The organism is Verrucomicrobium sp. BvORR034, from assembly GCF_000739635.1.
Taxonomy (GTDB): Bacteria; Verrucomicrobiota; Verrucomicrobiia; order Verrucomicrobiales; family Verrucomicrobiaceae; genus Verrucomicrobium.
Map to the genome: position 1 here is coordinate 32042 of NZ_BATQ01000125.1, position 25116 is coordinate 57157.

The following is a 25116-nucleotide window of genomic DNA, read 5'->3' on the forward strand; positions in this document are numbered from 1 at the left end:
ACGCGAGTCAGGCCGCCTGCCGCACGGGCATGGTGAAGGTAAAGCACATCTCACCTTCTTCTGACACCGCCTCAATTTTTCCACCGTGAGAGGCGGCAATTTCTGAGGCGATGTAAAGTCCCAATCCCAGCCCCTTCTCCTCCTTAGCACCGGGTCCGCGCATAAACGGGAGGAACAGTTTTTTCAACTCCTCCTGGGAGATCGGGTGGGTGCCGTTGCGCACTGAGAGAGTGAACTTTTCCTGATCTGCAGACGCCCGGACCGCCACGGGCACACCCGGGAGGCCGTATTTCATCGCGTTGGAGAGGAGGTTGGAGAACAACTGCCCCATCCGGTTGCGGTCATAGGAAACACGCTGGTTGATGGAAAATTCGCATTCGATCACCGGCTGCTGCTTGATGGTCTGCTCCTGCTCGACGATCTGGCGGAGCATAGGCTCCAGGGGAGCATCGGTGAGGTCCTTCAGGGAAATCCCGCCCCCCAATCGGCCGCGCGTGAGATCCATGACATCGTCCACGAGATCAGAGATCTTCGCCACGTTGCGCTCCATCATGGCGACGGTGGCTTCCTGATCCTCGTTCAGCCCTCCCTCCTTCAACATCAGGGCTCCCATGGAGATGGCTCCCAGAGGACTGCGCAGATCATGCCCCAACACGCCAATGAACTGCTCCCGGCGCTGGGAGACCTGACGCTCAGCATTGACCTGCTGTTCGCTATCCGCGATCCGCTCCAGCGCTCCCAGGTGGCTGGAGATAAGTTCGGCAAAGAGCCGGAACATGCCCAGGACCTCCGGCGTATTCAATCGGTGTGGCCGGGGGTCAAGGGCGCAAAGCGTCCCAAAGAACTCTCCCCCTGGGAGAAAGATGGGCATGGAAATGTAGCTCTGGAATCCATACATCTTGGGCGTGTGGTGATCCCGGTACAGGGGATCCTCGCTCACCTCATCGATCACCACCGGCAGCCTCACACACCTGACCTCATTGCAAATGGTCGTCTCCAACTTGAGCTCCCCACCCGGTTTCAGGCCAAACTCAAGGTAGTCCAACACGCTGCAAACCATCCACCGCTCTTCCGTCACACGGGCGACGGCGGCAAATTTCATCCCAGTCGTGCGGCACACGACATCCAGGATGGTCGGTACCGCCGAGATGCTGTTGATCGCAGCAACATCGCGTTGCAGGAGGTCTTCTGGCTCTGGCATGGGTCGGAGGTTTGGGAGAACCGCAAAATCTAACCCGCTTATTTCCTATTGGGAAATAAATATCTAGCACTCCCGGCTCTGCGAAGATCAGGGGTCCACTCTGAACTTTTGCACCTTCACCCTTGGCGACTGGTCCAGCCGCCAGGGATGCGGCCAGGGAGATTTCCCTCCAGCATCCTTGTCAGGTCGAACTGGCATTCCAGATTCTGAGGCTTCAGGCACAATGAGAGCAGCACTGATCGTTGCACGCGTCTGTTCACTGATTTCAGGCCGGGGAAGGACAAACTCCACGAGGGGCTTTAGCTTGAGGACTCCACCGTCTTCTCCCCCTTCCATCAAAGGCCACTGCGGTACAACAGGAGCCAACAGATCAGGCATTCGGAACTCCGCAGGTGACTGCCCCAAGAGGAAGGGCACCCAGGCAAAAGTTCCCAGTAAGATGGCAAACGTGATGGACGGAGCTTTCATCATGGATAGGTAGGGCCTTTGAACCTCCACAAGCCCATCGGTTCAAAAAGCTATTTCGCGATCTCCTTCTTCTCAGGCTCGCCGCCCTTCACCACCACCTGATCCTTCTTGTTGTACACGATTTCCGGCTTTCCTTTGTAGATCTTGATCTTGCCCGTAACAGCAATGTCCTTGCCCCGGAGGCTTTCCAGATACTCCTTGCCGAAGATCGGCACGATGACCGCGGGCACGTAAGCCGTAAAGGTGTGGTTGGGATAGACGCCCCCCATGTTGATGAAGGCGTGACCGCGCTCGGTGATGTTCACGTCACTCACGATCCCCTCTATGGTGCCGTTCTTGCCATCGAGTTGCAGAGCCTCCTCAGGCGTAACAGCTTGAACCCTCCCCGGCAGGCCTGCAAGCCAGAGGCAGAGCACCATGGCAAAAGTACTGAAAGCAAGCGATCCACGTGAAGTCAGGCGCATGGCGGCATTATCTCCAATCTGTGGGGTGACGTCAAGACTCGCGCTCCCCTGTCACCGCCCCACCCTGCCTTTGGCACTCATGTAGAGCGGCTTCCCTTTGGCGTACTGCAGCCTCATGTTTTGCAACTGGTTGGCTGCCGACTCCGGGAGATCCTTGAGCGCCAGTGCCCGCTGCAGCACCTTGTCTGCCGCTTGGAACTCCCCGCTCTCCGCATGAGCCGAGGCGAGGTGGGACATGTTTTGCCAGTCCTGCCACTGGGTCAGTTCACAGGCCCGCGTTCCCTTGGCCACCGCCCGTTTCCCATCCCGAATGGTGGGATCGGGCGCCATGGCGAGCACCAGGGCCTGCATGCTGAGCGCCTCGGACATGTCCGGTTTCAGTTCCAGCATTCGATCCCCGTCGCGCAGGCATTCGATCCAGCGCCCTTCATTCAGATAGAGCAGCGCCCTCAGTGTCCAGCCTTCCAGGCTTTTGGGCGAACGTTCGACCACGGCGGTAAAGTCTTTCTCAGCGAGATCGGGCTTGCCCAGCATCTTGTACAGCCTCCCTCGCTCACATTGCACCTTCGAATCACTGGGGGTGATGCGGAGCACCTCACTGTAGTCAGCGACAGCCTTCTCCTTCTCCCCTTTTTCCTGCCAGGCCTTGCCCCGCAACTGGTAGAACGTCTCCTCTTTGGCTGAAATCCCGATCGCCTCCGTGGCAGTTTGCACCGCCTGATCCCACTGCCCACGCTGCACATGGATGAGAGCCTGCCCTCCCAGGGCTGTCGCCCGATCCTTGGGCTCAGGGTTCAGTGCTAGAACCTTGGAGAGGAGGTCAAATGCCTTGTCATAGTCCTTTTGCAGCAGGGCGATGTTTCCCGCCGCCAGCCAGCCTTCCACCGTATCGGCCTCCTTCGCGGCGGCGACCGAGCCCCAATTCTTCCCTGTCTGCCTGAAGGCTTCTTTTTTCACATAGAGCGCACGGTGCTCTTCTATCCCCTCCCGCTCAGGCGCTGAAGCCTCCAGCAGAGCCAGCGCTTTGTCGGCGGCTTCGACCGCTTTGTCGAACTCACCCGCCTGGGCATGCGCGATGCCCAGGACATCCAGTGACTTCGACGACTTCCATTGCAACAGTTCCCCCGCCTTCTTCGCGGCCTCGACCGCCAGCTTGCCATCACGAAGGTGCTCGTCGGGACAGGAACCGTAGAGAATCGCCAACCCCGTCCAGCTGGTTTCGTCATTGGGAAAGAGCTTCACGGCATTTTGATAGTCCCTCTTCGCTTGCGCCCAATCGCCCATGCCCGCATAAACTTGGGCACGATTGCACCAGGCACTGTCGTGCCCCGGAGCCAGCTTCAGCGCGAGGCTCAGATCAGCGATGGCCTTGTCCCACTGCTGGGTGTGCAGGTAAAGCACTCCGCGATTGTTCAGAGCGGAGACATTGACCGGATCCAGACGGATGGCCTCCGTGTAGTTCCGTTCCGCAGCAGGGATGTTGCTCTGTGCATAGTAAACAGCCGCCCGTTTGTCATAGTGCAGGGCTGTTTTGGGCTCGAACCTCACCGCCTCGTCACAATCCTCCAGGGCCAGATCATACTTGCCCATCTTCATATGCAGACTGGCCCGGCCGCTGTAGAATGCCGCCTCTTTGGGCAAAAGCTTGATGGCTTGAGTATAGGCCGCCAGTGACTCCTCCAGGCGGTTCAGGCCAAAAAGCGATTCCCCCATGAAGTACCACGAAGCGGGCTGCTCCGGCCGCAACTTCTGCGCCTGCTCAAAGCACGATACCGCCTTTTCCCGCTGGCGTGTCCCGTTGTAGGCAGCACCGAGATTGATCAACACCACGGTCTTCGTAGTGGTACTCAGGTCCGCCTTGAGCGCACGTTCATAGGCATTGATCGCCTCATCGAAGTTCCGGTTCCTCTGGGCCGACTGAGCCTTTGCCAGGAGTTTGGCCAAGTCTTCCTGCTCCGCAGCAGGAGCATTCAGGGCGAGCACGAAGAGCAGGCACGCAAGGCTGAGCGCTTTCATGGCGGCCATGCTTTCAGGCCGTCAAAAAACCGTCAATGCCAGAATTGTAAGCAGTCTGCGACGAAGCTTGAGACGGCACCCCCACGCCTTGACCCTATTTTCCAAAAAGCGGCACCACACCTTTCAGCAAATCAGCACCGCTTTCCATGACTTTGCCTGCGGCGTCCTCCGTGGTCTTGAGCACTTCCTTGCCCACCTCCGCGGCGCCTTTGCCGGGCTCACCTCCTGCCGTTCCCAGCACCTCGATCCCCTGTTCCGCGAGGCCCAACGGCGCGGCGATCAATTCCTTCCCCATGGCGGCCAGAAGGCGGTTACTCAGGTCTTCTCTCGGTGCGTCCACCGTGCCCGTGAGGCGGACCTCCGTCCAGGCAAAGCCGGGCGGGCCACTGGGGCGGCTCTCCGTGAAGACCTGCGTCTGTGCTCCGGGCATCCAACGCAGGGCATCTGTGGACACCCCCACCTGGAGGGTGCCGTTCAGGTCCTTGCCTTTGATGTCGAGGTCCCCTTCAATGCGAAGCAGGCCGCTGGACTGTAGGACCAGCTTTCTGATCTCCAGGTCGGCTCCACGTCGGGTCACATCTCCTTTGGCCTGCTCAAGCGCCACCCGGCGAAAACGATCGGTGCGGGTGAAGTCGGCAATGCGGGTCAGCAGAGGCAGATTCTCCACCACCCCGTTCTTCACCGTCACGCTGGCAGAGAGGACGCCAGGCTCGACAGCATAGTCCGCCTCCAAGACCCCGTGCAGTTTATTCTGCCAGGCTGGCGGCAAGACATGCCGAAGTTCAAGATGCGTGACTGCGCCGGAGAACTTCCACGAACGACCGCCCTCGAAAGGCAGCTCGCCCCGTGCCGTGATTTCGCTGTCGCCCAGCCAACGGGCCGCGCCGTGATTGATGGTGAGAGCCCGGGAGTCCAGACGGGCGTTGACCACCTGCAGTTTGAGTTCGTCTTTCCAGCCAGGTAGCAGCAGCTTGCCGCCGCGCCCTTCCAGCGCCCAAGCTCCGGCATCGACTGCCGGTTTGCCGGTCACCTGGACTTCACGCAACCGTGTGCCCACAGCTCCCTTCGAAGGGCCGACCTCCAAGGAAGCGACTTCAACTTTCTGAATATCCGTCCGCTGCGGGATCCAGCCTTGCAACCAGGCAGGTGCTGAAGGTGGAGCCACGGGCGTTGGCGGATCAACCACGACCAACACGGGAGCCTTCTCACCGACAGATATTGCCCCTGGAACCGCTGGCGACGGAGGAGGAGTGAGTTCGAGCTTCAACCAGTCCATGGCCACGACCGGGACGCGCCACACCCCTTCGCGAATCCCGCTCCAGTCCACTTGGGACTGCACCCCTTCAGCCTCCACCTTCCGCCAGCCCGTAGGTTGCCCTGGCGTCAGCGAGGCGGTGGAAATGTAGGCGGCGGGGCCGGACCACTCCAGGGTTGTCAGCTTGGCCTCCCCCTGCGCCAGCTGTCCAAGCCGGGCCTCCAGCATCACTCGGATGGCATCGCTGCGCAGGTAGTTTTGCACCCAGAAGTAGCCGTAGAGGCCGAGGGAGGTGACGATGAGGACGCACGCGAGCAAGCTCCACAGAATGAATTGCTTGATCGGACTGGGGCGATGGGAACGACGGCTCATGAGTTTGCCAACGATGGAGAAAACGGCGCGCAGGCACGTTAGACAAGTTTTTCTCGCCAGCCCATCAAATTCCGCTTTAATCCCCCGGCAGCCTGAAACGCTCTTCTCATGCTCGAACTCCGCAATATTTCCCTGACGTTGGAACGCGACGGAGAGTCGCAGGCCCTATTGGACGACGTGACCTTCTCGGTGCCCACCGGGCATCTGCTGGCCATCGTCGGCCCCTCCGGGTGTGGCAAGACCACGCTGCTGAAGACCATTGCCGGCCTCAAGGAGGAGGACAATGGCGAGATCCGCTGGCAGGGGCGCAACCTTGCTGAGGATGGAGATCTGCACCCCTCTGAGCTCGGCTACGTGCCGCAGTTCAGCATCGCGCATGACCTGCTGACGGTGGAGGAGTGCGTGGCCAGCGCCGTGGCCCTGCGCACCCGCCAGGCCGACCACGAGTCTGCATGGGCGGTGGTGGAGCAGGTGATGAAGCAGACCGGACTCACCAACCTGAGCGACCGCCAGGTGAAGGTGCTCTCTGGTGGCCAGAAGCGCCGTCTGGGGCTGGCTCTGGAACTCGTTACCAACCCGAACCTGCTGCTCTGCGACGAGGTCACGAGCGGTCTGGACCCGAAATCGGAACGGGAGATCACCCAGCTCCTGCATGATCTGGCCCGTCAGAATGACAAGCGGATCGTCATCAACGTGACCCACAGCCTCACGAACCTGTCGCTCTTCGACACCGTGCTGGTACTGCATGAGGGCCGGGTGGTGTACCACGGCCCTCCCCGGGCGCTGAACCACTACTTCAGCGTGGAGCAGGCGGAGGACATCTACCCGAAGCTCGCCCGCCGCAGTGCCGAGCGCTGGGGTGACTCCTGGGCGCGACACCGCGACTCCTACTACAAGGCCTACAAGCTGGCCCCCGCAGAGGAGGTACCGTTTGCCGATGCAAAAATCGTGGAGAACCGCGAGCCGGACCGCATCAAGCTCCCCAGCGCCAAAGCCCTGACGGATGAGGATGAGTCTGACCTGAAGCAGCCGAAGGATAGCGACAAAGACTCCGCCAGCAAAGAGCCGGAGGAGGAGGATTCCTGGGCCAAGCACAAGAAGAATCGCGACAAAAAGAAGGCAGCCGAGGAAGAAGAGCACAAGAAGCATCACAAGCGCCATGAGCACGATGTGGAGGTGGATGCGCCGCATCGACTACCAGGCGTCTTCGCTCAAACGCGTGAACTCCTGCGCCGCCGCTGGACCATCTTCAGGCGTGATCGATCCCAGATGTGGCTTCACGCCGCCATGCTCTTTGGTTTCCCCCTGCTGGTGGTGATCTTCGGCTTCGAAGGCGTGCCCCAGGTGCGCCAGATGTCCATTCGGCAGGATGCAAACGTGCTGCTGGACATCAAAGAACAGATCGCTCACACGGGGAGCCTACAGAGGGCGGGAGGCCTCGTATCCGGTCTGGTGCTCATGCAGGTGGTGCTGGTCACCCTGATGGCATCCAACAACGCCGCCCGTGAGATCGCGGGCGAGCGTGACATTCTGGAGCGCGAACGCCTGGGAGGTCTGCGCGCCATCAGCTACTTGTTGAGCAAGATCCTTTTCCTGGGGACCTTCGTGCTCGCGCAGGCTCTATGGATGGGACTCTTTGTGGAGATGTTATGCAACGGCATCCCGGGGGATCTGGTGGTGAAGTTGGTGCTGCTGGTGATGGCCTCGGGTTCAATGACGGCCGTGTGCCTGGGCATCTCAGGACTCATGCGCTCTCCAGAGAAGGCCACCATCCTCAGCATCTATCTGGTCGGCTTCCAGCTCCCGTTGAGCGGTGCCGTGCTCACCTTGCCCAAGGCGATCGAGCCCTTCATCCAGCCATTCATCGTCGCCTATTGGAGCTGGTCCGGCAGCCTCAGCACGATGAAGAGCACCTCCTTCTACGATGCCGTGAAGGCAGTGACCAACACCAGCCTGGAACCTGCCAATCTGGCCATGTTCGTGCTAAGCATCCACCTCGTCGTCGGACTCACGCTGGCCTACGCCGGGATCAAGAAATCGCAATGGGATTGACCCCCACCCTCCCGCAGGCAAGATTCACAGAATTCACCGCACAAAAGACTGGAGTTTGCCACTCTCACCTGCACAGAATCTGTGGGATTAATCCGCCCTGCTGAATTCTCCTTTCACGCCGTCACCGCACCCCATTGCCGCCCCATGGCCCGCCGAGCCAAATCTTCCCTCAGTCCCGTACACATCGTCATCATTGTCGCCGCCGTCGCGGTCTTCATCTGGGGGGGCTACACCCTCATGCACCGCACCTCGGGGGCCAGCTTCAACGGCACCGCCCAGCTGAGCGTGCGGGAGTACCTGGAGAACTCCAATGCGCTGAGCGGCAACACCTACCAGATCGAAGGCACCATCGAAGAGCGCCTGGACAACTGGCGCTCGGCGGAAGGGCGGCTTTTCAGCGTGTTGGTGGAGGACAATTCCGACGCCTCTCCCCTACCCGTGCTGGTGCCCCAGAAGCTGAACAGCACCAACATTCAACGCGGACAGCGCTTCAAGTTCAAAGTCACGGTGCAGGCTGAATCCGGCGTGTTGGAGGTGGTGGAACTCACCAAGTCCTGACCCGCTCTCCAACCTGCCTTCCGGCTCGTGCCGGACCGACGCTACCGTTTCTCTTTTTTCCTCTCAGTTCACCACCACCCTCAGGTCCCTCAACTCTTATGTCGCTCCGTACCCGCCTGCTTCTGACGTCCGGCGCTCTGCTGCCTACCCTGTTGAGCGCCCAAGTCCTGCCGTCGAATCCCCAACCTGCGCCCTCTCAAACTGCGCCCGCATCCTCCTCTGGTGGCGGAGGTCAGCAGCAGAAGAAAAGCAGCCTGCTGGGCGATGCCCTGCCCTTCATGGATCTGGGCGGCGAGAATGTAGCCTGGGACGGCAAGGTGTGGAACGTGACGAACAATCGCATGTTCCAGGCCCGGCTGGAGAAGTACCTGGCCTCGCCTGAGGCCAACACGCCGGAGGATCAGGCGTATCGCGATGTGCTGGAGCAGATCTCCAAGCTGCTCTCCCCCGGTCACAACGGGGGTAATCCCAGCCTCCCTCAGGCCGTGGCCCTGCTGCCCGAGGCGGCGCAGTACAGGATCGATGCCAAACTGTGTGACTCCCTCGCCAATGCCATCTACGGCGTGTGGCTGGCCCAGAAGAACGTGACGAGCCTGCGCCAGACCAACAGCGCCATGTCAGAACGGGTGCGTGGAGAGACCTTCCAGGCCCGGCATTCCACAGCCACGGGATCAGCCTCCGGAAGCGCCCCCCGGCCCGCAGGAGGAGGAAACAACCAGCAGGCGGCCCAGTCCCAGACGCTGCAAACCTTCGCCACCGCCAAGTACATTGCCTCCATCGCGGAGCTGGAGGCCCGCATGAAGGCCAATGAACTGGCCATGGGCACCTCCCAGCTTACGGCCAAAGCCGAGTTCCAGGCACTCATCATCCAGTTCGCCCTTCAGCGCCGGTTTGAGCACGTCGTCCTGGCCTGCCGCTTCTACCGTCACATTTTCTCTGATCCGAGCGGGATCCTCTCCCTGAAGGAAGGGTCCGATGCGGAAAAAATGTTTGCCTCCACTCTGGGCACCTCACCGACGATCAGTGGGCTGGACGCCTTTGCCAACGAGGCCATCCGCGATGTGGATGAGGCCGTGCAGGCGTTTGACAACCTGCTGGAACGCGGAGACCTGGCAAGCGGCTCCAAGCGCATCAGCGAGGCGTTCATGGTGGGCGAATACCTGCCCCGCGTGCGCCGCGTGCCCATGCAGAAGAAGCTGATGGTCCTGGATTTCACGCGGGACTACAACCAGCTCATTTCCGCCATGGAGATGAAGGACTACACCCTGGCAGAGCAGCTCGTGACCAAGCTCATGAAGCTGGCCAAGGACTTCGACTACAGCAAGCCCAAGGCAATGATCGAGACCGCCCGCACGGTGAGTGACATGCACCTGAACAAGGCCAAAGTATCCGCCATGCAGGGCGACCAGAAGGGCAGCGCTGAAGCTCTTACAGAGGCCACCATGATCTGGCCGACCAATCCGAAGCTTCGGGAATTCACCAACATGATCGGCAGCAACGCGGACGTGAAGACCCAGGCCGCTCTGGATCTGGACCGCCTCATCAGTCAGCGGAACTTCCGCCAGATTTACAACGACCAAGGGCGTTATCTCGCCGCGGTGATGGACGATCCGCAGCGCCAGGAGTCGTTGAAGAAGGTGCTCACCGACATGGGCCGGGTGAACTTCTCCATCGCCGCCGCCACGAACCTTGCCCAGTCCAGCAACCTCGCCGGTGCTTGGGAGACCATGGAAAGGACCTACTCCGAGTTCCCCGATGATCCGGAGGTCTCCCGCCTGCGCTCTGACTTCAGCATCAAGGCCACGGAATTTGTCGGGGCCCTGCAAAAAGCCAAACAGCACGAGGACCGCCGTCAGACCGGCTCCGCCCTCGCCTGGTACCTGAAGGCCAAAACGCAGTATCCGCCGAGCGAGTTCGCCCGGGAAGGCATCAATCGCCAGGTGGGCAAGCTGAACGCAACAGATCTCGGGGCCAATCCCTGACCTGAGCGCGGACCCGCCGCAGGAGTGCAGTGCACCCTTAGAACCCAAATCGTTCATCCCCGGGCTGGGTTGCATCTTGTTTGGGAGCATCCATCGTTCCGCTTTGCATCCCTCTGCCACAGAGATCGTCACGCCCCCATCCCGGCACACCCTCACCGGACGTTTTGAATTCGCCCCGGCGCTGGACCGCAAGGGCACCCGCGTGCGCCGGGACGGGTTCACCACCGAGTGGTGGCTCATCATCCGTTGCGCCCCGGATGCCGGACGTTATTTTCGCGAACTGTTTGCCGCGGAGCACCACCGCGTGCGCACCTTGCAGGAGCCCCTGTGGGGCACACATGTTTCCGTGATCCGGGGCGAGAAACCGCCCATGATGGAGCATTGGGCCACGCTCGCCGGACAAGAGGTCACACTGGAGTACTCCCATGCACCGGAGGAAACCAGCGGCTACGTCTGGCTGCCTGTCCATTGTCCGGCAGCCCTGGACTACCGCGAAAGCCTGGGCCTGGAACGGGAACCCGCGCTCCCCCTGCACTTGACGATTGGGAATTGCAAACACGCGGATTGAGGTGTGACAAGGATGCGGATGGAAGAGCGAGGCATCTCAAAAGGAAAGTGTGACATCTCAACCTCACTTCACATCCCGCCCCCAAACAAGCTGGGTTGTAGGGTGACCGCTCCGGCTGCCTCATTGAGGGATATCGCTGCAACGCAACAGCACCCAAAGCTCAACGGTCCAAGGAGCGGCGGTTTGTGCTTGCACAACCGCCGTTCGTGAACGGAGCGGATGTGATGGCCCGATCAATACGCGCCCTTTGCGCCCACGTACTGAGAACATTTCAGCCATGAACCGCTTCCGATTCCAGTGCAATCCAGACGCCACGATACGAGCTCCAACGTCCAAAACGAACCAAGCACCAGAACCCGGAGGGTTCATGACACAACGCAAAAACTTGCCAACGTCACCCCGCATTTCGCAAACACTCTGCCTTGCACAACGGATCAATTCACCCGCCCCCACGACAACACCTCCCCCGAACCCGAAGGGTTCATGATTTATCTCACTCAAGAGAACCAAGCACTAAGCCCTAAGCACCTGCTTCACCACATTCCCATGCACATCCGTCAGACGGAAATCCCGTCCCTGGAACCGGAAGGTCAGGCGGGTATGATCCACCCCCAGTAGATGCATGATGGTCGCATTGAGATCATGCACGTGCACGGGGTCGGAGATGATGTTGTAGCTGTAGTCGTCTGTGGCACCCAAGCTCATGCCACCCTTGATGCCGGCCCCAGCCATGAAGATCGTGAAGCATCGCGGATGGTGGTCACGACCATAGTTGGTCTCGGTGAGCGCCCCTTGTGAATAGATGGTGCGGCCGAACTCCCCACCCCAGACAATGAGCGTGTCCTCCAGCAGACCGCGGGCCTTCAGGTCCTTGATCAGGGCCGCGGTGGGCTGGTCGGTGTCACTGCACTGCCCTTTGATGGCCTTGGGAAGACCGCCATGGTGATCCCAGCCCATGTGAAAAAGCTGAACACAGCGCACGTCCCGTTCCGCCAGACGGCGCGCCAGCAGGCAATTCGCCGCATAGGTCCCCGGCGTGGTCACGTCCGGACCATAAGCCTCGAGCACATGCTTGGGCTCCTTTGAAACGTCCAGCAGATCCGGCACGCTGGTCTGCATGCGAAACGCCATCTCGTACTGTGAGATCCGCGTCTGCGTCTCCGGGTCGCCAAACTGGGCATAGTCCTGGCGGTTGAGTTCGGCGAGCTCATCCAGCTGCTGGCGTCGCAACGTGCGCCCCACCCCTGACGGGTTCGAGAGGTACAACACGGCGTCCCCCTTGTTGCGGAACTTCACGCCCTGATGCTGGGTAGGCAGGAACCCACTGCCCCACAGGCGGTCATACAACGGCTGGTCATCCCGCCGACCGGTGCCGAACGACGTCAGCACCACATACGCCGGGAGATCCTGGTTGTTGCTGCCCAGCCCATAGCTCAGCCAGGAGCCAATGCTCGGTCGCCCGGCCAGCTGCGAGCCTGTCTGGCAGAAAGTGATCGCAGGATCGTGATTGATCGCCTCCGTATGCATGGACTTGATGAAACAAAGATCATCCGCAATCCCGGAGAGGTGTGGCATGAGCTCACTGATCCACGCCCCACTCTGACCATGCTGGGCAAAATTGAAAATGGAAGGCGCTACGGGGAACGACTTCTGCCCCGACGTCATCGTCGTGAGCCGCTGCCCCTGCCGGATAGACTCCGGCAGATTCTCGCTGCGCCGCTTTTCCATCTGGGGCTTCGGATCAAACAAATCCATCTGCGATGGCGCGCCGGACTGGAAGAGATAAATAACCCGTTTGGCCTTGGCCGCGTAGTTGGGGAAACCGGGCAGTCCTCCACCTGCAGGTGCAACCGTGCCCCCGCCCGTCGAGGCACTGGCGGCCCGTCCATCCTGCGCCAACAGGGAAGCCAGCGCTGCCCCGCCCAACGCCGTGGCGCTGCGCCCCAGAAAGATCCGGCGGTTCAAATGATCCTGATAGTGAAAAGCGGCATTCATGGTTCGATGAAAAAGTTTCCCCACTTTCATCCTTCAGGCTCCAGCAAAGAGCCCGAATTCTGTAAATCTGTTAATTATTTCTAAAAGCTCAGTCTCTGCGTCGCTGTGGTCAATCCAAGGAGGCTCTCCTCAATCCCTCGTCACCACGCGGTCCAGGTTCAGCAGCACGGTGGCGGTGGTGGTGTAGGCGGCCAGCTCGGCAGCATCCAGCGCGGCATCAGGTTTCGAGGCGCCCTGACTCAACAAGCCAGCCGCGTCTTCCGGATGCGCTTTGAAGTACGCCAAACGGTCACGCCACCCCTTTAGCAACGTCTGCAACGCCGGCGCATCGATCTCCCGCGCCGTGGCACGCTCATACCCGTAGCGGATATGCTCCTCAGGCGTGGTGCCCTGCTTCATCATCTGCGTGGCCAGGCCTCGCGAAGCTTCCACATAGGTCACCTCATTGAGCAGCGCCAGCGCCTGTAGCGGGGTGTTTGTACGACTGCGTTTCACGGAGCAGATCTCCCGTGAGGGTGCATCAAAGAGCAGCATGGAAGGCGGAGCCGCCGTGCGTTTCCAGATCGTGTAGAGACTGCGGCGGTAGAGCCCGTCGCCCGTGTCCTCCTTGTAGCCCCGGAGGTCCCCATACTTGCTTGTTTCATCCCACACGCCCTCAGGCATGTAGGGCTTCACACTGGGACCACCCACCTTCGGCACCAGCAGCCCCGCCACCGCCAGCGCCTGGTCGCGGATAACTTCCCCACCAAGACGGAAGCGCGGCCCGCGGGCCAGCAGACGGTTGTCGGGATCTTTCTCGATCAGCTCCCGCGTCTGTTTGGAGGACTGCCGGTAGGTCGAGCTCATCACCATCACTTTCTGCATTGCCTTCATGTCCCACTTCAGGCGCATGAACTCCGTCGCCAGCCAGTCCAGAAGCTCCGGATTGGAGGGCCACTCTGACTGCGAGCCGAGATCCTCCGTGGTCTTGCACAGGCCGTAGCCAAAGAACTTTTCCCAGGACCGGTTCACCCACACCCGCGAGGTGAGCGGGTTCGATGGATCAACAATCCACCGGGCCAGCCCCAGACGGTTCAGCGGAGCGCCTGCCGGCAGAGGAGGCAGGAAGCCGGGCGTGGCCATGCCCACCTTGGCCCGGGGCTTGTCATACTCCCCGCGCTCCAGAACGAAGGCGTCCCGCGGCTGCGGCATTTCCTGCATGACCATCACATTGGGCAGCTGCTTCTCGAACTCAGCCAGTTCCTTTTGCGCGGCAGCCAGCGCACGATCTGCCTGACGCAAGGGATGGTCCACCGAGGTGCGCACGTACTTCTCCAGCGTCGCCTTCTGTTCCGGGGTCCGCTTGGCTGCGGGTGTCTCCAGCACCAGCTTCACGCTGGCCATCTCAGAGGTCCCACCTACGTTCAAGGCGGTAGCGGGCAGCGTTGAGGCCGAAATCCGGAACCGTCCGATGTTGTGGGAGTTGAGGGCATTGTGTGAAAGGGTAATCGTCACCTTCGCACCCGCTGCGATGGGCTGCTCGATGACAAACATCGCTTTTCGCGGCTCCTTCTTCTTATGCCCTTCCACCGCCCAGCCCTTGCCGAGCTGGCGCTTCTTCTTCGCCATGGCGAGCTGGCCGATGTCCCAGTCTTTCTGCGAGAAATCGGCGACCGCCTTGACCAGCTTGGCCTGGACGGGGTTACCGCCGGTCTCCGCACTGGTCACGTCCACGTCAAAACCACCGAGCACAAAGTTCCCGTTGGGAGCCCGCCCCAGGCTCTGGTTGGGCAGGCTGACATCCGGAAAACACTCCAGAAGAAACCCCGTGACAGGAGCGTCACCCGTTTTGAGCGAGATCACATAGACGTCCTTGGCGGGATTCGTGCCACTGGCGAGATAGCTGCCATCCGGCTGGCGGGTCAAGGTTGCTCCACCTTGGGACTGCACTGTTTCAGGCTCGAGCGGATGCCACATGGAAGCGGCCGCCGTCGATTCGTCCATCGCCTTTGCCTCCCATTGGGCCACCAGTTGCGGCAGAGACATTGCAGCGACCGCCACCTGATCCGAAGTGGCCGTCACAGTGGCCTTCAACTGCGCCAGCCGGATCTCCTGCTCCGGAGTGGGCACGTCCACGATGGGCGGCGCATTGCCCCCGCTGCGATTGGACGCCCCCTGGATGGTGCCCCGCTCCGGCACGTTGTTGAAGAAGGCAAACATGGAATAGAAGTCCTTCTGCGTTATGGGATCGAACTTGTGATCATGGCACCGGCAGCAGTTGAAGGTCAGCGCGAGCCAGGTTGAGCCCGTCGTCTCCACGCGGTCGATGTTGTTCTCAATCCGCCACTCCTCATCAATGATGCCGCCCTCCCCGTTGAGCCGGTGGTTCCGGTTGAAACCTGTGGCCACCAGCTGGTCCCGGGTGGGATTGGGCAGCAGGTCGCCGGCGATCTGCTGCACGGTGAACTGGTCGAACGGCAGGTTCGAGTTGAAGGCCCGGATCACCCAGTCCCGCCACGGCCACATCTGCCGGCTGCTGTCGGTCTGGAAGCCGTGGCTGTCAGCATAGCGGGCAAAGTCCAGCCACTGCCGGGCCATCTGCTCCCCATACTGCTCGGACTTCAACAGCCGGTCCACCACCCGCTCGTACGCCTGGGGTTCGGTGTCTTTCAAAAATGCGTCCACCTCCGCGACCGTGGGCGGCAGGCCGGTGAGATCAAGGGTCACCCGCCGGATCAGTGTGGCCTTGTCAGCTCCGGGAGACGGCTGCAGCTTCTCCTTTTCCAGCTTGGCCAGTACAAAGGCATCAATCGGATTCACCACACGAGCAGCATGAGCAGGGTCTTCCAGCTTCGGCACCGGGGGCGTGGTGGGCGCTATGAAAGCCCAGTGGCCCTGATACTCCGCCCCCTCGGCAATCCACTGCCGCAGCGTTTCCTGCTGCGCTTTGCTCAGGGGCTTGTGCAGCTTGGTCGGCGGCATGAGGTCGTCGTCATCCGTTGTGAAGACGCGGGTGATCAATTCACTCTCCTCTGGCTTGCCCGGCACGATGGCGAGCGAACCCGACTTGGCAGGCTTGAGCGCCTCCTCCCGGATATCCAGCCTCAGCTTGCCCTTGCGCTCGGCCAAATCAGGCCCATGGCAATGGAAGCAGGTGTCCGAAAGGATCGGCCGCACGTCCCGGTTGAACTCGATCTTCGCCTGGGCGGCTGGGACGAGCGCCACCAGGGAGCAAGACAGGAAAATGGGAGTCAAACGAATCATGAAATGGTGGCGATGAGCAAGTTCCTTGAATGCTGTCAATTGCCGGAATGACGGGATAGTGAAACGAATGTCCGTGATGGACGAAGCGTTGCTAGATTTGTCTTAAATGCGCAGGGAAACTGATCCGGCTCCACGCTGGCAAATGCCACCCAACAATGAGACAGGCAGCCCCATGGAAAACGCCAATCTTTCCTGCCTTCTTAGAGTCGGACATGAGGCAGATTCCCCGTTTGCACTTGCCTTGGGCGGTCTTTCGTCCTTTTTTACATCATGTCTCAGCCGAGTCAGGTGATCATTCCGCCCCAAAGCAAAAGGTGGCATCGTATTCCGAGCTGGATTCTAGTCGCCGTTCTGGCGATCGTCACCTTCGGAATGCTCTACATGGGCATAGTGGGTTATCTTCGGCATCGCAGTATCTGGGACTGCTCCCCCGTTCTGTTCTCACTCTACCTTTGCATCAGCGCGTTGCGGTCTCAGTGGATCAATCTCTTTCCCAGAGTTCTCACAGCAACCGCAGAGGGGCTGCAACTTCAGGCAGGCGCCTTCCCCTTCCGAAAACGGTGGCTTGCCCCCTGGAAAGACGCAGCCCTGCTCCGCTATGACGAGAAGTTGGTCCTTGCGGGAGTCGGGGCCAGGTTCTTCCGCACCGCCACCATTGAGTCCCACCTCTCAGACCCCTCACGGGACATGTTGATCGCACGCCTCAACACCCTCTGTCAGGAACAGGGTATCACATTGCCTTCTGAAGATATCAAACTCAGCCTGTATGAGGCCGAGGACTCTCAGCAGACGGCGGGCGGCACGGATCGCACCAAGTTCTGGAAGGGTTAGTGACTCCCACCATGCGTTTTCATGTCCACAGCGAACCTGGCGGCAAACCGGACAATGAAGATCACGTCCTGGTGCGGCACCATCCCATGGCGCACGACTTGCTCCTATGTTTCCTGGCGGATGGTCAGGGGGGCCGGGCTCATGGTGCAGAGGCATCTCAGAAGGCCTGTAAAGCCGCGTGGCAACTGGCGTGGCAGTCTACTCCTTCTGACCTGCTCGATGTCAGCCACTGGGAGGATCTGCTTGATGAGGTAGACATCGCTGTCAGCGAGACTGGCGGTTACACCACGCTCGTAGGTGCGGCATTTAGCATGGAAGAAATGGCAGGAGGGTCCTGCGGCGATTCCAAGCTGTACCGACACTGTCACGAAACAAAGTCCATTGAAGAATGGACCACTCTCCAACCCCGCAATCCTCCCGTCGGCAGCGGTGAGTGCCAGTTCTTGACCTTTCACCGCGAAGTGATCGAAGGAGACCGATTCCTCATTCTGTCCGATGGCGTTTGGAAGTACTGCGGCTACGAGCCGCTGAAATCCGCGTTCAATTTGCCAGATCTTGTCGTCGCCCCCCTTCATCTTCGCACCGCCACTCTTGAGAGGGCGGGCCGAATCCTGCCTGACGACTTCAGTCTCATCGCCCTTGATTTTAGCTGAACCAGCATCAAATGCTGACAACATGGGCTTCTTCACCTTTTTCAATCGTCGCCCGGCACCCGATGAGGTGTTCGTCAAGAAAAGCACCGAGCCCATCGATCTCGAGATCGACTTGGGATGGTTCCGACTCAACGGGGTCTCACTCGGTGAAGTTCCGACATCGATTGTCTCTGAAGAGGTGATCAACTCCGCCAGCGGAGTGTTTGAACTCGTTGGCCAGGGCATCGAGATTGGGACGGAGCATGGAGTCTTTGACCATGCCTTCATCACCGTGGCTGATTTCACGGGCACCTTGTCCTTAAAAGACAGCCCGCTCACCTTATCGCCCCACATGACTGAGAGGGACATCTTGGCCATCTTCGGTGAGCCCTACTGGACAGATCGGACTGAGGGCGAGACGCTGTTGTTCTATGAATACCTGCTGGGCCAGGTGGAACTGCAGTTTGAGTTTCCTGATGCGCAGGGCCTGACCTTCGTGACTTTCATGCGCAATGGCGTGCTTTCCGTCGCTGAGCAGAGAGCGGCCTACGGCGTGACCAAGCCGTGGCCGCCCGCCTGAAGACTTCTACCGTACTTTCATGAACCGCCGTCACCTTTTGGGAGTTGTCTTCATCACCAGCAGCATGGGTTGCCAGTCCCGGCCGCATGCTGCTGCCGATTCCCAATCCGCGTCTCTGTCGCTGTCACCCGCGACCATCACCCGACTGGCAAAGGCGGGGATTCCCAACTGCACACGCGTCGCGGCTTATGCCATCAATCGCCGCGTGAAGCTGCCCAGCCCCAACGCGACCCTGGTGATCGACGGGACGCTCAACCCTGATCGTCATCCCCTGGAAGGTCGCGCTTTGACCGACCGACAGGTGAATGCCTTTCTGGATGCAACCACAGGGAACGAGCATACGGGAACTCCCTCTTATTGCTTTTATCCGCATCACTCGATTGCGTTCTACAAAGCAGACGGCACCCTCTCGTCGCACTACACCATCTGCTTTAGCTGCCAGACCCATTCGGCGTCAGCAGGCAAGTTTGTCGATCAGCCCGATTTCAAGGCCCTAGGTCGTCTGTTTGAAGAGGTGAAGTTGCGGTAATGTTAGAGAACAGCCCAAGCCTTGCCCCCCTGGACAGATGAAACAACTTCTGCACACACGTTGCCTTGTTGTTGTCGCCGCATTGCTGTGCTTCAACTGTTCTCAGCAAAATGATTCCCAGGCAGACTCCACCCAAGCACAAGAAGCCACCCAGGCATTGAAATCTTTTCTGGACCCGGCGATTCACGAATCAGTCAATGAGGGCGGTTCAACAGAGAATCGATGGGAAGCCCCGCACGTGACCAAGGAGCTTTTTGTCATGACGGAGATGGAGTTTGCCAGGATGCGAGCCTTCGCAGATGGAACCAAGTATGATGGCACGGACATTTCCCCGATCAGACTGCCCATACCACGTAGTTTCTGGCTTCCCATCGCAGCAGAGGGAAGCTACACCTACGATGTGGAGTCGGTTGCCCCACATGCCGACCAGATGCTCATTACCATCCGCTTTCATTGCCATATCGGCAAGCAGGTGTATTCCGACCAGACGGCCACCTATTACATGGCGCAAGAGGCCGGCGGCTGGAAGCTCTCCGAGATCACAACACTCGGTGGGCACAGTCTTCAGGAGTTTCTGATACGTCGAAGCCTTCTCGACTACTCCGACAAATGACGGAGTCCTTCCGCCAGCACCACGCCACCCCCTCCTCCACCTTATGATCAGGCGTCGCCATTTCTGCACCCTTCTGGCCGCGAGCACTGCCGGATGCCAGCACCAGCCAGTGCCCTCCAGCCCCTCTCCGAGTCTTGCCATGACAGAGGCCACGAAGGCGCGTCTGGCAAAGGCGGGAGTCAAGCATTGTGAACGGGTGGCGGCGTATGTCCTCAATCAGAGCGTTCCTTCCCCCTCACCAAGCCTGACCCTGTTGATCGACGGAAAGCTGAACCCCGATCGTTCACCTCTCGAGGGGCGGACACTGGATGACAGGGAGGTAAACACTCTGCTGGATGCAACCACGGGCAAGAACCACCCAAGTGCCCATGCCCGGTGCTTCCATCCCCGCCACGCGATTGCCTTTTACAGACACGACGGCGAAATGGTAGCCCACATGAACATTTGCTTCTCCTGTCGCGGATACCGTGCCCAGGGCATCAAGGTGGTGAGGGAGCCCGACTACGATGCACTGAGACGCCTCTTCTGATTCAGAGGCACCGTAGGAAATCGTGACCCAGCAAGAGGGGAAGAATTCTATGCCGAAATCTCTTATTGCGAGTTAGTCGCAAATACTTATTGCAACCGCGTCTCTCTCGCAATAATGACTCGATGACAGGTGCCAACGGCATCGCAGCGACTCCACCTCGCAGCAGGTCCAATAGGGCCTTCAGCGCCGTCTGCGGGATGACGACTCCTGTTCTTGCACCTCAACCTTCCTGAATCCCTTTGAAGACACCTCAACGCCCATTCTCTATCGGCTCGGGTCGTGGTGACGGCTCCTTCCCCGAAGACTTCCGCGTGCAGATAAACTTCAACAACCTCACCGACAAGCGGCACTTCGTTGGCTCCTATGACAAACTCTACGTCATGCTTGGTGCGCCGTGCGATGTGAACTCCTGGGTGAACTGGAAGTTCTAGCCGCCAACATTCCCCTCCCCCCAGATCAGAAGGCGCGGGGCTGTCACAGCTCCCCGCGCCTTCTGCTTTTCAAAATCCTCCCTTCTTGAAAAACCTCGTGCTCCGCCAGCCGCTTCCCCTCCTCCTGTCTCTCACAGCCCAGTTCTCCGTCACCTTGCCAGGCTCCGCCGAACCACCCAGGGTGCCAGCCCTGGTCCTGGACGGACAGACCCACCAGGCCCCTGAGCTGGATGGCGTACTGGACGATGCCTGCTGGCAGGCGGCCACCCCGGCCAGCGACCTCCGCCAGGTGTTTCCCCGGGAGGGAGCCACGCCCGGAGACGTCACCGAGGTGCGCTTCGCCCACGATCACAAGCACCTCTATGTCGCCATTCGTTGTGATGACCGTGATGCAAGTCAAATCACAGCGCGCGAGCTGCAGCGCGACTCATTCAGCGGAGAGTCCTTTCCCGCCGACGACTTTGTCCAGATCGTGATTGATCCGTTCGGGCGGCAGCGGGACGGCTTCCTCTTTGCCGTGAATCCACTGGGAGCCATGACGGACGGCCGCATTGAAAACAGCACGACCACCGTGGTGGAGTGGGACGGCATCTGGGATGCACGTGCGAAGCGCGATGCCCGCGGATGGACTGCGGAGATGAAGATCCCCTTCAGCACGTTAAGCTTTGACCCCGCCCGCGACTCCTGGGGGGTAAACATCCAGCGGCTCATCCGCCGCCGTGAAGAGATGATCCGCTGGGCACAGCCGACCCAGTCCCGCGACGGTGACTGGCTCACAGACATCGGCCGCCTGGATGGCATGACCCAGCTCGACCAGGGCCTGGGGCTGGAACTCAAGCCCTACACCGTCCTTCGCCATATGGATAGCAAGGCGGATGGCAGTACCACAGAACTCCGCGGCGGTTTCGACGCCAGCTGGCTCATCACTCCGGCGCTGACAGCCACCATTACGGTAAACACTGACTTCGCCGAGGCCGAGGCCGATGTCCGTCAGGTCAACCTGAGCCGTTTCCCCCTCTTCTTCCCGGAGAAGCGCGACTTCTTCCTGCGAGACGCCCCCTACTTCAGCTTTCCCACCAACACCAGCCTGCTTACCCCATTCTTCTCCCGGAACATCGGCCGTAGTGCTGCCGGGGCTCCTGTGGACATTCTGGCAGGGGCAAAGTTCACCGGTCGGGCCGGACCCTACACGCTCGGCATTCTGGATGTACAGCAGGATGGCCACGATGGCCTGCCAGACAAGAACCTCCTTGTGGCCCGGGTAACGCGCGAGCTATCTGAGGAAACAACTCTGGGCATGCTGCTCACCCATGGGGACCCGTATCAGGGGGGCGACAACACGCTTTTCGGCGGAGATCTCACCTGGCGCACTGCTCGATTCTTCGGCAACAAGAACCTCTACACCACCCTATGGGGACTGGGCAGCGACGATGACCAGTCCGGCCGGGATGCCGCCTTTGGCTGGAGCGCAGGCTACAGCAACGCCCCCTGGGACATCTTTGCCACCGTCAGTCAGATCGGCGATGACTTTGACCCGGCACTCGGTTTTCTGGAACGCCAGGGCGTACGGGAATACTTGCTCGATGCTGTGTATCGATACGAAATCAACAACTCCTGGTTGCGCAGCTTCAACATACGGGTGGCGCCGTATCTGATCACCGATCTGGATGACCGGCTGGAATCCGCCAAACACGTCCTGCCCGGCCTACGCTGGGAGCTGGAGAGCGGGGATGAAATCGCCTTCTGGCTCAATCACAAAGAGGAGCAGCTCTTTGAGCCCTTTGACATCCGTCCCGGCAATCTCATCGAACCCGGCGACTACAAGTTCAACAGCGTCGAGGGCGAGTTTGTTGGAGCTCCCTCCCGCATGCTGGCCCCCTCCGCCGGCTTTGAGATCGGCGACTTCTACAACGGTCAGCTGCGCTCCTTCTGGACCCAGATCGACTTCCGCCCCTCACCGCATGTATTCGCCAGCATTGGTTATGAGCAATACGGGGTGGAACTCCCTGGCGGTGATTTCACCAGCCGGTTCCTGACCGCACGATTGAACCTGGCCCTTTCTCCAAGGCTGTCCTGGAACACCCTGGCGCAGTATGACAATGAGTCCGACACCTTTGGGGTGAACAGCCGCATCCGCTGGACCGTGCGTCCCGGCACGGACATCTACTTCATTGTGAACCAGGGCTATGCCGTGCAGGACAAGCGGCGGTTGAAGTACGTGCAGTCTGAAGCAGCGCTCAAGGCGGGCGTGACGTGGAGATTCTAAGACAGGAGAAATAAAAGCCCTTCGGCACTTCACTCAAATTTGCACAAGCCGAGTCGCGGCAGCAGGGCGAAACCTCCGCTCACGACCCCCAGTCTTCGACTCCCCACAGTGCCCCCAAAGCGGCGGTTCCCGCACGCACTCCTAAAACGCTTCGCGTTCAGGTGGTGGAAGTGCTTGGGATGAAGCGGATCTGGGAGCTTACGATGTCGGAGGGAGAGAGAGACGCAAGCCATCCAGGATGTCCTCCACCTGGCGGCGTAGCCGCTGTGGAGTGCGTGCGGGAACCGCCGCTTTCGCACCCCCTTGTGATCTCCTAAAACCCAAGCACTTCCACAGAGCCCATCAGACGGCTCACTGGAAACCGTTCGTAGTTCAATCTTTAGATTGCTTCATTGGGAACGCCACCGCCCGCCTCCGCTCCAACGACCGCTCCACCTTGTCCACATCGGTTGGAAAACGGTGTCAAGCCACCGTACTCCAAGACGCTTCGCGATATTCGGACCTGTTGGAGTCAGCAATGTCATTTCGCAGGCAGCATACCGATGCCCGATCTCCATCACTCCATCACTCCATCACTCCATCACCCCTCTACCCCCACCACGCAAGGGCCGGGGCCAGGCTCAGGGCTACCAGCCCCACCGCTGGCAGCACACGGGGCGCATAAGTCAGCAGGAAGGTGACCGCCAGTCCAGCTACTGCCAGCATGACCGTCCAGGCGACAAGATCCGCCGTCCACTGCCGGGATGTCAGCGCCAGTCCCAATGCCGCCAACAAGCCTCCCGCGCCCAAGAGTCGCCAGACCGCCCTGCCCGCTGGAGCAAGCTCCCGGCCAAACACCCTCCGGTGATGCAGCGGCATGGCCACGGCCAGACAGGCCAGGGAGGGAAAGATCAGGGTCAACAATACGCCACTCATGATTCGATCAGATTCGAGCCTCCTCTCAAGCAACCTCAGATGCCGGTTCATCCTGCGGAGCAGACGGTCGCGTCAGGCTCTTTTCCGGCTGCTTCACCTTCTGCCTCGTCAGCCGCACGGCCGCCATCCACGCTACCAAGCCCAGCAGCAGAACGGCCACATCAAACGCCGCATGGGCCCACTGCCCCGCCTGCATAGAGCCGCGCAGATAAGAACCCGCTGTGAATGCGTCCAGCAGCGGCAGCCCCGAAAACAGGAATGCCACCAGGATCAACTGCTCCCGCCAGGCTCTCATCACGGGCCGGACGCAGACATGCAACAAGGCCGCCCCCCAGGCATACAGGAAACAATCCACCTCCCAGTCACCGCGCCCAACCAGCGACGCGGGAAGCAGCCGGTTGGCCCAAAACAAGGCGCCAATGGCAATGAACAGGCCCGCGATGGTGGCGAGGTTCAACCTCTCCACCAGCCAATGACCGAAGGGCACCCTTCCGGCACTGAGATGCCGGTTGCGACGTTTCAAAGTCCAGAGCACCAGACCGGTGGCCACAAGCACCGATCCCATGAGCCCCATGACGAAGAACCCCCAGCGCAGCCCGCTCCCCGCGAAACGCGCCAGATGCAGACCATAGATGACACTGTGAATGGCGGTGACGATCCCCTTGGGCTCCGTTTTCTGCTCTACAGCCTCGCCGGTCAATCCATTGAACTCGAGCCTCGCTGGTCGCTGCATACCGACCCCGCCTGTATCAAAACGGGAAAAAGCCACCGAGGCCTCCGGCGTGTTCCGCGAGGACACCTCCAGCCTACGCACGCCTGGTCCCTCTCCCGCTGTCCAACTTGACTGCGCTTCGTCGTACAGGCGCAGGATCATGGCCAGATCCGGACTGCCGATTGGGTTTTCGCCCGCCATCTTGACCGCAGGAGGCGGCGTGCCAGCCTCCTTCTCCTCAGGCAACACCTTCTCCGCCCATGGCAGATACATGTGCATGAAGATGACCAGGGCCGAGTAACTGATGAGCAGGTAGAAGGGCAGCGCCAGCACCGCAGTGACGTTGTGCAAGTCCAGCGTGGTACGCGGGCCGTTCCTTCCGGATCGGAAGGTGAAGAAGTCTTTGAAGAACTGGCGATGCGTGACGATGCCGCTAATCAAAGCGAGGAACATGAACATGGCCGCGGCCCCCGCCAGATAGCGCCCCCACGGGTGTGGCAACTGCAGCTGAAAGTGAAAGCGGTAGAAGAACTCGCCTCCCCGCGTGTCCCGCACTTGTGGAGCCGGGCCGGACTGATGCAGAGCAGGCAGCACCTCCCGCTTGAACCCCTGCCGCCCCGGTCCCTCCTGCCACCAGACGGAGGCTGCACCGGAACGCGCATCGGGCAGCTCAACGCCCCAGCGTCCGGCCTTGGGGGCAATTTCCTGCAACCGCGCAAGTCCGGCATGCATCGTTTGGCGTTCTGCAGAATGAGCCGGCATCTCCGGCTGCATCCACCGGGTGATTTCATGGCGGAAGTAGGTGGCGGTGCCGGTCACCATGATGGCAAACAGCACCCAGCCGAGCAGCAGACCTGTCCACGTATGGAGCCAGGTCATGGATTGGCGGAAAGTTTTCTTCATC

The 25116-nt window shown here is 60.3% G+C and carries 20 protein-coding genes; 12 read left to right on the plus strand and 8 right to left on the minus strand.

The annotated features are described in order from the left end of the window. Positions 1 to 7: 7 nt before the first annotated feature. The 4 genes from BV034_RS20550 to BV034_RS20570 form a co-directional block, all read right to left on the minus strand. Positions 8 to 1201 carry a GAF domain-containing sensor histidine kinase gene (locus BV034_RS20550; protein WP_050028853.1) on the minus strand — a complete coding sequence of 398 codons (1194 nt, stop codon included), beginning with the start codon at positions 1199 to 1201 and terminating at the stop codon, positions 8 to 10. A 518-nt stretch (positions 1202 to 1719) separates the two neighbouring features. Beyond that, positions 1720 to 2133: a hypothetical protein gene (locus BV034_RS20560; RefSeq protein WP_265593254.1), complete on the minus strand. Its 414-nt coding sequence runs from the start codon at positions 2131 to 2133 to the stop codon at positions 1720 to 1722. A gap of 51 nt (positions 2134 to 2184) precedes the next feature. After that, on the minus strand, positions 2185 to 4149 hold the full coding sequence (locus BV034_RS20565) for a tetratricopeptide repeat protein (protein ID WP_265593255.1): 1965 nt from the start codon (positions 4147 to 4149) through the stop codon (positions 2185 to 2187). Positions 4150 to 4243: 94 nt separating this feature from the next. Further along, on the minus strand, positions 4244 to 5776 hold the full coding sequence (locus BV034_RS20570) for a hypothetical protein (protein ID WP_050028857.1): 1533 nt from the start codon (positions 5774 to 5776) through the stop codon (positions 4244 to 4246). 108 nt (positions 5777 to 5884) lie between these two features. Between BV034_RS20570 and BV034_RS20575 the strand changes: the two genes are divergently transcribed. The 4 genes from BV034_RS20575 to BV034_RS20590 all read left to right on the plus strand — a co-directional run bounded on the left by BV034_RS20575 (position 5885) and on the right by BV034_RS20590 (position 10936). Further along, positions 5885 to 7828: an ATP-binding cassette domain-containing protein gene (locus tag BV034_RS20575; protein ID WP_050028858.1), complete on the plus strand. Its 1944-nt coding sequence runs from the start codon at positions 5885 to 5887 to the stop codon at positions 7826 to 7828. 144 nt (positions 7829 to 7972) lie between these two features. Continuing rightward, positions 7973 to 8386 (plus strand): hypothetical protein, encoded by a 414-nt coding sequence (locus BV034_RS20580; protein ID WP_050028859.1) that lies wholly within the window; start codon positions 7973 to 7975, stop codon positions 8384 to 8386. Between the two features lie 98 nt (positions 8387 to 8484). Then, positions 8485 to 10368 carry a hypothetical protein gene (locus BV034_RS20585; RefSeq protein ID WP_050028860.1) on the plus strand — a complete coding sequence of 628 codons (1884 nt, stop codon included), beginning with the start codon at positions 8485 to 8487 and terminating at the stop codon, positions 10366 to 10368. Between the two features lie 103 nt (positions 10369 to 10471). Continuing rightward, entirely contained in the window at positions 10472 to 10936 is a 465-nt protein-coding gene (locus BV034_RS20590) for a hypothetical protein (protein ID WP_265593256.1), read from the plus strand. Between the two features lie 513 nt (positions 10937 to 11449). Here BV034_RS20590 and BV034_RS20595 read toward each other — a convergent pair. Further along, positions 11450 to 12931 carry a DUF1501 domain-containing protein gene (locus tag BV034_RS20595; protein WP_050028945.1) on the minus strand — a complete coding sequence of 494 codons (1482 nt, stop codon included), beginning with the start codon at positions 12929 to 12931 and terminating at the stop codon, positions 11450 to 11452. A 129-nt stretch (positions 12932 to 13060) separates the two neighbouring features. Continuing rightward, a complete protein-coding gene (locus BV034_RS20600) occupies positions 13061 to 16174 on the minus strand; it encodes a PSD1 and planctomycete cytochrome C domain-containing protein (protein WP_050028861.1) in 3114 nt (1037 codons plus the stop codon). A gap of 270 nt (positions 16175 to 16444) precedes the next feature. Here BV034_RS20600 and BV034_RS20605 point away from each other — a divergent pair, with 270 nt between their 5' ends. From BV034_RS20605 to BV034_RS20640, 8 genes are all read left to right on the plus strand, one after another. Next, complete coding sequence (locus BV034_RS20605; RefSeq protein ID WP_050028862.1) at positions 16445 to 17005, plus strand: hypothetical protein; 561 nt, start codon at positions 16445 to 16447, stop codon at positions 17003 to 17005. An 11-nt stretch (positions 17006 to 17016) separates the two neighbouring features. Next, positions 17017 to 17658 carry a hypothetical protein gene (locus BV034_RS20610; RefSeq protein WP_050028863.1) on the plus strand — a complete coding sequence of 214 codons (642 nt, stop codon included), beginning with the start codon at positions 17017 to 17019 and terminating at the stop codon, positions 17656 to 17658. A 22-nt stretch (positions 17659 to 17680) separates the two neighbouring features. Further along, positions 17681 to 18217: a hypothetical protein gene (locus BV034_RS20615; RefSeq protein WP_050028864.1), complete on the plus strand. Its 537-nt coding sequence runs from the start codon at positions 17681 to 17683 to the stop codon at positions 18215 to 18217. A gap of 19 nt (positions 18218 to 18236) precedes the next feature. Further along, positions 18237 to 18746: a hypothetical protein gene (locus tag BV034_RS20620; protein WP_050028865.1), complete on the plus strand. Its 510-nt coding sequence runs from the start codon at positions 18237 to 18239 to the stop codon at positions 18744 to 18746. 37 nt (positions 18747 to 18783) lie between these two features. Beyond that, the gene (locus tag BV034_RS20625; protein WP_265593257.1) at positions 18784 to 19359 is read left to right on the plus strand and encodes a hypothetical protein; all 576 of its coding nucleotides are present in this window, start codon (positions 18784 to 18786) and stop codon (positions 19357 to 19359) included. 139 nt (positions 19360 to 19498) lie between these two features. Continuing rightward, a complete protein-coding gene (locus tag BV034_RS20630) occupies positions 19499 to 19888 on the plus strand; it encodes a hypothetical protein (RefSeq protein ID WP_050028867.1) in 390 nt (129 codons plus the stop codon). A gap of 239 nt (positions 19889 to 20127) precedes the next feature. Next, the gene (locus BV034_RS20635) at positions 20128 to 20319 is read left to right on the plus strand and encodes a hypothetical protein (RefSeq protein WP_050028868.1); all 192 of its coding nucleotides are present in this window, start codon (positions 20128 to 20130) and stop codon (positions 20317 to 20319) included. 85 nt (positions 20320 to 20404) lie between these two features. Beyond that, positions 20405 to 22585, plus strand: a complete 2181-nt coding sequence (locus BV034_RS20640; RefSeq protein ID WP_050028869.1) for a DUF5916 domain-containing protein — start codon at positions 20405 to 20407, stop codon at positions 22583 to 22585. Between the two features lie 588 nt (positions 22586 to 23173). On the opposite strand, the gene BV034_RS20645 is transcribed toward BV034_RS20640, so the two are convergent. Then, entirely contained in the window at positions 23174 to 23500 is a 327-nt protein-coding gene (locus tag BV034_RS20645) for a DUF3325 domain-containing protein (protein WP_050028870.1), read from the minus strand. Between the two features lie 25 nt (positions 23501 to 23525). Then, complete coding sequence (locus tag BV034_RS20650; protein WP_050028871.1) at positions 23526 to 25115, minus strand: PepSY-associated TM helix domain-containing protein; 1590 nt, start codon at positions 25113 to 25115, stop codon at positions 23526 to 23528. Position 25116: the final 1 nt, after the last annotated feature.